The sequence below is a fragment of the Hydrogenophaga sp. genome (genome assembly GCF_031426985.1).
Taxonomy (GTDB): Bacteria; Pseudomonadota; Gammaproteobacteria; order Burkholderiales; family Burkholderiaceae_C; genus Hydrogenophaga.
This window is the reverse complement of sequence record NZ_JASJOY010000125.1, coordinates 1-7,528: the sequence shown is the minus strand read 5'-3', so window position 1 is coordinate 7,528 and position 7,528 is coordinate 1. Positions and strand designations below refer to the sequence as shown.

Here is a 7,528-nt window from a genome sequence, read left to right as displayed (position 1 = left end):
ATCCGCGTGCTGCACCGGCTGGTGGACGGCGGCCACAGCGTGGTCGTGATCGAACACGATCTGGACGTGATGGCCGAGGCCGACTGGATCATCGACCTCGGGCCCGAAGGCGGCTCGGGCGGCGGGCGCATCGTGGCGGCGGCGGCGCCGGAGGACGTGGTCACGCTGGGCACCCACACCGGCCAGGTGCTGGGGCCCGTGCTGGCGAGGGCCTGATGGGCGCCCGCCCCGCCGTTCGCCCTGAGCCCTTCGACGGGCTCCGGGCCGGCGCTGTCACGGGGTTGCGGCCGCAAGGGAACGGTGTGCAAGGGCTTCGACAGGCTCAGCCCGAACGGGGCAGCGCTTGAGCGGGCACCAGGTCATCCACATCCACCCGGCCGCGCCCGCCCAGCCGGCCGAGGGCGCGCCCTGCAACGGCTGCGGGGTGTGCTGCCTGGCCGAGCCCTGCCCGCTGGGGCAGGTGATCTCGCGCCGGCGCACGGGGGCCTGCGCCGCGCTGCGCTGGGACGGCGCGCAGCACCTGTACCGCTGCGGTGCCCTCAGCGACGCGGCGGGCGTGCTCGGCCCGCGCTGGGCCTGGCTGGCGCCGCTGCTGCGCCGGCTGGCCCGCCGCTGGATCGCGGCCGGCCAGGGCTGCGACGCCAGCCTGCGCGGCGAGCGGGTCTGACCCCCACCCCGGCGGCGGGCGCCAGGCGGCGCTGAAGCCGTTGCCTCAAGTTATCGGTGCAACAGCCGTTAACCCTATGAGGCGAATGTGTATTCGTCCCGTCTGTTGTCACATCCTTGGAGTTCAAACATGGCACTTCCATCGGCTACCCATCCCTGCTGGTCGCGCGCGGCCAGCGGCGGTCTGGCCCGCATCCAGACCTCCAACCTGGCCTTGCAATTGCTGGTCAAGCGTCTGGACCGCAGCACGGATCCCGCCCCCCACAAGGCCTCGGAAATCCAAGCTTTCTTCACCAAATGGGAGCGCATCCTCGCTTCCGAAGTCGAACAACTCAACCGCATCTGAGGCCCTGACATGAACCGATTGATGAATCTGGCCGCTGTGGCTGAACTGATTGGCTCCGGTGCCTTCCTGTCGCTGGCAGGCCCCGAGTCCGCCCTGGACACGCTGCCGCGCGGCAACTGGATCGCCGGCACCATCCCCTATTTCATGGACATCGCCGGTGGCGTGGTCTCCGACGAAGGCCAGGTGTTCGTCACGCCGCTGCCGGCCTCGGGCACCGCCACGCTGGCGCACTACGGTGCCGACCAGCTCAAGTCCATCGTCGGCAACGGCCCGGACAACGGCTTCACCGTGGCCATCGTGCCCGCCGGCAGCGCCGCCCACAAGACCTTCGCGGCCGAGGCGGTGAACGACGCCGACGCCTTCCTCCGGCCCACGGTGGGCTGGGTGTCCGGCGTGCACCTGTCGGACCTGGGCAAAGTCACGCCCAAGGTCTACCTGGGCACCACCGGCCAGAAGTTCGAAGACGGCGTGGTCGTGGCCCATGTGGCCCTGCCCGATCGTCAGCTCGCGTCCATCGAGATCGTCAACATCTTCGAGCCGGGCGACGGCGACACCCTGCGCTTCACCGAGACCTCGTTCGAGGTCGGCGACTGCCTGGTCAACGGCGAGCAGACCAACCTGGCCGCCTACGTGAAAGCCAAGGGTCTGGACCACGGCCAGCTGCCGCTGGTGGGCGATTTCGGTGGCGCGCACATCAACGCGTCCATCCAGTCGGTCGACGGCGCCGCCGGCAAGGTCGTGCTGTACGCCCCGGTGTTCACCGGGGTGGACTACCACTTTGCCAAGCCCGTGGCCGACTACGGCGCCAGCTTCCGCGAGCGTCTGGCCGGCTACCGCACCGACGGCGTGCAGTTCTCCTGCAACTGCATCCTGAACTTCCTGTTCGGCGGCCTGGAAGGCCAGAAGATCGGCGAACTGTACGGCCCGGTCACCTTCGGTGAAATCGGCTACCAGCTGCTCAACCAGACCCTGGTCGTGCTGCGCATCGACTGATCGCCACCCACCGGGTTCGATCAAACAGGCGCCTTCGGGCGCCTTTTTTGCGGCCGCTGGTGGCGCGTGCCGGGCGGCGACAATCGGCGCCATGCTGATCTGGCCGCTTCCCGCCTTGTTGACCTGGGCGCTCGCCTGGGCGCTGTTCGCAGGGGGGCGCGCGGCCGGCCTGGGCGTGGTGGCGGCCTTGGTCATCGCCCTGCTGGCCACCGGCCTGGCCGCCTGGACCGGGCGCACGCCCTGGCGGCGGCTGTTCATGCTGGCGGGGTTTCCGCTGTCGCTGCTGGTCACCGGCGCGGCCGGCGCGCTGCCCGGCTGGCTGTGGCTGTTGCCGCTGGCCCTGCTGCTGGCGCTGTACCCGCTGGGCAGCTGGGGCGATGCGCCGCTGTTCCCCACCCCCACCGACGCCCTGAACGGGCTGGCCGGCCAGGCGCCGCTGCCCGACGGGGCGGTGGTGGTGGACGCCGGCTGCGGCCTGGGCGCGGGCCTGGTCGCGCTGCAGGCGCAGTACCCGCGCGCGCAGATCCACGGCTGGGAATGGAGCTGGCCGCTGGCCCTGCTGTGCCAGCTGCGCTGCCGCTTCGCGCGCGTGCGCCGGGCCGACATCTGGGCGCGGGACTGGTCCGGCTGCGACCTGGTCTACCTGTTCCAGCGGCCCGAGAGCATGCCGCGCGCCCTGGAGAAAGCCGCCGTCGAACTCCGGCCCGGTGCCTGGCTGGTCAGCCTGGAATTTGAGGCCCTGGGGTGGCAGCCGCGGGCCCGGCTGGAAACCGTGCCGGGCAAGCCGGTCTGGCTCTACCAGGTGCCGTTCAAACGGCGTTGAGAACCACGGCGGCCAGCCCGGCCGCCAGCACCAGCGCCGCGCCCATCAGCAGCCGGGTGCGCTTGCGCAGCAGCTCCACGGCCGCCACCAGGCGGGTGTTCTGCTCGGCCAGTTCGGCCAGGGTCTGGGTGATCTGGTCCTGCGTCAGCTGCAGGCGCGCCAGCTCGTCGCGCGCCGCGGCCAACTGCTGCTGCAGTTCGCGCACGTCCGGCGGTGTGGGGGCGGGCATCTGGATCACATGGTCGCGCGGGTCGGGCGGCGGCGCCCCGGTCGCGCCGCGCCGCTGGCGCTGGCGTTCCAGCAGGTCGCGTGCGCCTTTGAGCACCTTGGGCGCGTGCTCGATCACGTCGCCCCAGGGGATCACCTTCAGCGCGGTCAGCCAGGGAATGGGCATCAAAGTCCTTTCGCCACCGTCGTGGCACGGCGTTGCGCGGGAGCTTACCGCGGGGTGCCAGATGTTGCGCCGCATCAAGTCCCGTGTCAGGTGCCGGGCGTAACATGAATAAATGCGCATGTTTTGATGAATGGAGTGGCCATGGACTGGACCGGATGGATCGAACGTTTTGGTGAACCCGCCGTGCTGGCGGTGGGTGGCTTGTTGACCGGCCTGGCCTTCGGCTTCTTCGCCCAGCGCTCCAGGTTCTGTCTGCGCGCCGCGGTCATCGAGTTCTGGCACGGCAAGTTCGGCGACAAGCTGGCCGTCTGGCTGCTGGCCTTTTCCACCGCCGTGGTGGCGGTGCAGCTGTTCACCGTGGTCGGCTGGCTGGACGTGAGCACCGCGCGCCAGCTCTCGTCCAGGGGCAGTCTCTCGGGCGCGGCGATCGGCGGCCTGATCTTCGGCGTCGGCATGGTCATGACGCGCGGCTGCGCCAGCCGCCTGCTGGTGCTCTCGGCCAACGGCAACCTGCGCGCGCTGCTCTCGGGGCTGATCTTCGCCGTCACGGCGCAGGCCTCGTTGTCGGGCGTGCTGTCGCCCTGGCGCGAAGCCCTGTCCGGTTTGTGGGTGGTGGACGGCGGCCCCGCGCGCAGCCTGCTCGCCCTGGTGGGCGTGGGGCCCAACGACGGCCTGGCCTTCGGCGCGGTCTGGCTGGTCACCGCAGGCTTCTTCGCTTATTACAGCGGCTGGGGTGTGTGGAAATGGCTGGGCGGCGTCGGCACCGGCCTGGCCGTGGCGCTGGCCTGGCTCACCACCTACCAGGTGCTGGCGCATTCCTTCGAGCCGGTGCAGATCCAGGGCATGACCTTCAGCGGCCCGTCGGCCGAGTGGCTGATGCGCGTGCTGAGCAACCCGGGCGACCCCTGGAACTTCGACCTCGGCCTCATGCCCGGGGTGTTCCTGGGCTCGCTGATCGGCGCGCTGGTCGGCCGCGACTGGAAGCTCGAAGGCTTCGGCGGCGGCTACACCATGCCGCGCTACATCGTCGGCGCGGTGTTCATGGGCTTCGGCTCCATGCTGGCCGGCGGCTGCGCCGTGGGCGCGGGCATGACCGGCGGCGCCATCTTTGCCGTCACCGCCTGGGTCACGCTGGCGGGTATGTGGATCGGCGGCGGCGTCGCCGACCGCGTGCTGGACGGGGCGCACAAGCAGGCGCCGGCCCCGGCGCCGTCGGCCCATCCGGCGCCGCAGGCCACCAGCGCCCCGACCGCCGCACCCTGATCAACCGTGGCGGCGCTGCGCCTGCCGCAGCATCCACCAGCCCGGCCCGGCCACGGCCAGCAGCAGGGCCGGGAAGCCGACCACCGGTGCCCAGTCCAGCATGGCCGCGCCCAGGGCAGGGGCCAGCGTGCCGCCCAGCGTGTACGACAGCACCAGCACGGCCGTGCTGTTGACCAGGGTGATGCCCTGTTCGCGCGAGCCGATGTCGATCATGGCCAGGGTGTAGAGGCTGCCCCCCGCGCCGCCCCAGACGAAGGCCACGGCGGCCGCCAGCCAGGGCGCGCCGGCCACCAGCGGAATCAGCACCGTGGCCAGCAGGGTCAGCAGCGCACAGGCGTGCAGGATGGTCAGGCGCGCGCCGTGCGCACCCCCGCGGTGCGGCTGCAGCGCCAGCCGGTCGGCGGCCAGCCCGGCGGGCAGCATCATCAGCGCGCTGCCCAGGCCGCTGGCCGAGACCAGCAGGGCCGCGGCCGTGGCGCCCATGCCCAGCGCCAGGCCGTACAGCGGCAGGATGGAGGTGAGCCCGCTTTCGAAAAAGCCGCCGACGAAGCCGACGGTCATGATCAGCGGGTGCGCGCGCAGCGCATGCCACACGCCGTGCAGGCCCACCCGGGCCTCGTGCGCGTCGTGGGCCGGCGGCAGGCGCGGAATCCACAGGCTGCCCAGCAGCCCCAGCAGCAGGAACCCCAGCACCAGCCACAGCGCGGCCGGGTTCTGCGGCCCCACCAGCGCCAGCAGCGCCGGGCCGATGACGAAGGTGGTGCCGACCATGGTCTCGAACAGGCCCACCATGCGCCCGCGCTGGTGCGCCGGGGCGCATTCGGCCACCACCGCTTCGGCCAGCACCCAGCGCAGGCCCGAGGCCACGCCGGCCACGAACTCGAACGCGAACCACGCGTGCAGCGCGTCGGTGAACAGGAAGCCGGTGGTGGCGAGCACCGGGATCAGGGCCGACAGCCACAGCGTGGGCCGTCGCCCGAGCCGCTGCGTGATGGCCGAGGCGAACGGGGTGACCATGAAAATGCCGACCCAGCCGCTGGCCGCGAACAGGCCGGCCAGCGTGGTGGAGACGCCATCGCCCTTGAGCCGCAGCAGCAGCCACGGCGCGAGCATGAAATAACCCACCAGCTCGCAGAAGGTGGCGCCGAAGATGGCCCAGAGCCCGCGCCGGGCCAGCGCGGGCGGTGGCGGCGCGGCCCCGGTCAGCGGCGGCGGGTGCAGCGGGCCGCTCATGACGGCGCTCCGGTGCGGGCGGACAGCACGGCCCGCGCCACCTCGGCGAAGCCCGCACCGCGTTCGCCCGGCGTGACGTAGCGCGGGCGCTGCGTCAGCTGGTCCCAGAAGCGCGCCACGTTGGCCACGCCCACGCTGTGCCGGAAGTGGCCGAACATCGCGGCGTCGTTGGTCGAGTCGCCCACATAGACCCAGTGGTCGCGCTCGGCGTCCAGATCGCGGCCGAGATGTGCGCGCACGATCCAGCGCGCACCGGCCCGCTTGTCGTGGTCGCCGATCCAGCCGTTGATGTGGATGGAGCTGACGGTGGCGTTCAGGCCGCCTTCGCGCATGCGCTGCACCACGCGGGCGATATCGGCGTCGTTCAGGTGGGTGAACTCGCTGTGGTCGATGGCGATGTCGGTCTCGCGGCCCAGGCTGTCTTGCGACAGGCGGGCGTGCGGCAGTTCGCGCATCACGCGCTGCGCCACCGCCTGCAGCTGCGCGCAGTTGCTCCGCCGCGTGGCTTCGTCCTGCAGCCAGGCCTTTTGCAGCGTTCCGTGATCGCCGCGCCAGAGCGCCACCGCGCCGTTCTCGGCCACGATGGCGTTCACCGGCCAGGCCAGCGCGAAGGCTTCGCTCCAGCCCGCCGGGCGGCCGGTGATGGCGAACACGGGCAGGCCGGCGGCGCGCAGCGCGTGCAGCGCGGCCAGCGCATCGGGCGTGATGGCGCCCTCGGTGGTCAGCGTGTCGTCGATGTCGGTGAGCACGCCGCGGATGCGCGCGCGGTCCGCCAGCGGCCAGTCGGAAAGGGGAAGATGGGTCATGAAGGGCCGCCAGTTTCGCAGATGGCAAAAACCGGTGCCTGCGTTAGAATTGCGCCCATCCGAGGAGCGTTGCAGCGCACCCCCGACCCCCGGTCGGCGCGGTTCGTGAGGCTCGGACATCCATGCAACGACGCTCATCCACTTCTCTGTGCGATGGGCTTTTTTTGCCCCCGTGTCGCCCGTGAAGTGGTTCATTCAACCTTCAATGGAGCGAACCATGAACGCACGCATTCCCGCCGCCGTCGCCACCGACTGCGTCATCACCGACATCGGTCTGGCCGACTGGGGCCGCAAAGAGATCAAGATCGCCGAGACCGAGATGCCCGGCCTGATGGCCATCCGCGAAGAGTTCGCGGCCAAGCAGCCCCTGAAGGGCGCGCGCATCACCGGCTCGCTGCACATGACGATCCAGACCGCGGTGCTGATCGAGACCCTGCAGGCCCTGGGCGCGCAGGTGCGCTGGGCCTCCTGCAACATCTTCTCGACGCAGGACCACGCTGCGGCCGCCATCGCCGCCGCCGGCACGCCGGTGTTCGCCGTCAAGGGCGAAACCCTGGTCGACTACTGGGACTACACCCACCGCATCTTCGACTTCGGCGCCAAGGGCACCGAGGGCGAAGGCCCGAACATGATCCTGGACGACGGCGGCGACGCCACGCTGCTGATGCACCTGGGCAAGCAGGCCGAGACCAACCCGTCCGTGCTGGCCCACCCGGGCAGCGAAGAAGAGCGCATCCTGTTCGCGGCCATCAAGGCCAAGCTGGCCGAAGACAGCACCTGGTACAGCCGCAAGAGCGCGCAGATCATGGGCGTGACCGAAGAGACCACCACGGGCGTGCACCGCCTGAAGGAAATGTCGGCCAAGGGCACGCTGATGTTCCGCGCCATCAACGTCAACGACTCGGTCACCAAGAGCAAGTTCGACAACCTCTACGGCTGCCGCGAATCGCTGGTGGACGGCATCAAGCGCGCCACCGACGTGATGATCGCCGGCAAGGTCGCCT

General features: G+C 70.9%; 10 protein-coding genes and 1 riboswitch. Of the genes, 7 read left to right on the top strand and 3 right to left on the bottom strand.

What is annotated here, in order from left to right; translation table 11 throughout:
- The 5 genes from RMP09_RS15340 to RMP09_RS15320 all read left to right on the top strand — a co-directional run.
- The coding region (locus RMP09_RS15340) for a hypothetical protein (RefSeq protein WP_310566854.1) at positions 1-216 on the top strand (216 nt) is incomplete at its 5' end.
- A gap of 127 nt (positions 217-343) precedes the next feature.
- Positions 344-667: a hypothetical protein gene (locus RMP09_RS15335; protein ID WP_310566853.1), complete on the top strand. Its 324-nt coding sequence runs from the start codon at positions 344-346 to the stop codon at positions 665-667.
- A 129-nt stretch (positions 668-796) separates the two neighbouring features.
- Complete coding sequence (locus RMP09_RS15330) at positions 797-1,012, top strand: hypothetical protein (RefSeq protein ID WP_310566852.1); 216 nt, start codon at positions 797-799, stop codon at positions 1,010-1,012.
- Positions 1,013-1,021: 9 nt separating this feature from the next.
- Positions 1,022-2,005 carry a DUF6976 family protein gene (locus RMP09_RS15325; protein WP_310566851.1) on the top strand — a complete coding sequence of 328 codons (984 nt, stop codon included), beginning with the start codon at positions 1,022-1,024 and terminating at the stop codon, positions 2,003-2,005.
- 91 nt (positions 2,006-2,096) lie between these two features.
- Entirely contained in the window at positions 2,097-2,828 is a 732-nt protein-coding gene (locus tag RMP09_RS15320) for a class I SAM-dependent methyltransferase (RefSeq protein ID WP_310566850.1), read from the top strand.
- Here the strand turns inward: RMP09_RS15320 and RMP09_RS15315 are convergent.
- Positions 2,815-3,222, bottom strand: coding sequence for a hypothetical protein (locus RMP09_RS15315; protein ID WP_310566849.1), 408 nt, complete (start codon positions 3,220-3,222; stop codon positions 2,815-2,817). The genes RMP09_RS15320 and RMP09_RS15315 overlap by 14 nt on opposite strands.
- 141 nt (positions 3,223-3,363) lie before the next feature.
- On the opposite strand from RMP09_RS15315, the gene RMP09_RS15310 reads away from it, so the two are divergent.
- Positions 3,364-4,485, top strand: a complete 1,122-nt coding sequence (locus RMP09_RS15310; protein WP_310566848.1) for a YeeE/YedE family protein — start codon at positions 3,364-3,366, stop codon at positions 4,483-4,485.
- Here RMP09_RS15310 and RMP09_RS15305 read toward each other — a convergent pair whose 3' ends face one another.
- Both RMP09_RS15305 and RMP09_RS15300 read right to left on the bottom strand, forming a co-directional pair.
- Entirely contained in the window at positions 4,486-5,718 is a 1,233-nt protein-coding gene (locus tag RMP09_RS15305; protein WP_310566847.1) for an MFS transporter, read from the bottom strand.
- Positions 5,715-6,524, bottom strand: a complete 810-nt coding sequence (locus RMP09_RS15300) for an HAD-IIB family hydrolase (RefSeq protein WP_310566846.1) — start codon at positions 6,522-6,524, stop codon at positions 5,715-5,717. Before RMP09_RS15300 ends, RMP09_RS15305 begins: the two co-directional genes overlap by 4 nt.
- Positions 6,525-6,579: 55 nt before the next feature.
- Positions 6,580-6,667: riboswitch (S-adenosyl-L-homocysteine riboswitch) on the top strand.
- A gap of 74 nt (positions 6,668-6,741) precedes the next feature.
- On the opposite strand from RMP09_RS15300, the gene RMP09_RS15295 reads away from it, so the two are divergent.
- A partial coding sequence (locus RMP09_RS15295; protein WP_310566845.1) for an adenosylhomocysteinase occupies positions 6,742-7,528 on the top strand: 787 nt, incomplete at its 3' end.